The organism is Actinophytocola xanthii (assembly GCF_001921205.1).
In the GTDB taxonomy this organism is placed as follows: domain Bacteria; phylum Actinomycetota; class Actinomycetes; order Mycobacteriales; family Pseudonocardiaceae; genus Actinophytocola; species Actinophytocola xanthii.
The window spans coordinates 1-798 of the sequence record NZ_MSIE01000187.1 but is presented as its reverse complement, the minus strand read 5'-3'; the positions used below and the strand labels follow the sequence as shown (position 1 = coordinate 798).

1 protein-coding gene is annotated in these 798 nt (G+C 68.5%); it reads right to left on the bottom strand.

The window, feature by feature from the left end; genetic code table 11:
- Positions 1-798, bottom strand: a 798-nt coding sequence (gene groEL / locus BU204_RS37855; protein ID WP_143230064.1) for a chaperonin GroEL, incomplete at both ends; no start/stop codon positions are given.

The following is a 798-nucleotide window of genomic DNA, read 5'->3' as shown; positions in this document are numbered from 1 at the left end:
GTCCATGCCGCCGGTGGGGTCGCCACCGGCCGGAGCGGCGGCGGCCTTCTCCGGCTTGTCGGCCACGACGGCCTCGGTGGTCAGGAACAGCGCCGCGATCGACGCGGCGTTCTGCAGCGCGGACCGGGTCACCTTGGTCGGGTCCGGCACCCCCGCGGCCAGCAGGTCCTCGTACACACCGGTCGCGGCGTTGAGGCCGTGACCCTGCGGCAGGCCCTTGACCTTCTCCACCACGACACCACCCTCGTGCCCGGCGTTCACCGCGATCTGCTTCAACGGCGCCTCCACCGCAACCTTCACGATGTTCGCACCAGTCGCCTCGTCACCAGTCAGCCGCAGACCCGCGAAGGCCTCCTCCGCCGCCTGCAGCAGCGCAACGCCACCACCAGCGACGATGCCCTCCTCGACCGCGGCCTTGGCGTTACGCACCGCGTCCTCGATCCGGTGCTTACGCTCCTTGAGCTCGACCTCGGTCGCCGCACCCGCCTTGATCACCGCGACACCACCGGCCAGCTTCGCCAGCCGCTCCTGCAGCTTCTCCCGGTCGTAGTCCGAGTCGCTCTTCTCGATCTCGGCCCGGATCTGGTTCACCCGACCCTGGATCTGCTCGGCGTCACCAGCACCCTCGACGATCGTCGTCTCGTCCTTGGTCACCACGACCTTACGAGCCCGACCCAGCAGCGAGATGTCGGCGTTCTCCAGCTTCAGACCCACATCCTCGCTGATCACCTGACCACCGGTCAGGATCGCGATGTCCTGCAGGATCGCCTTACGCCGGTCACCGAAGCCCGGAGCCTT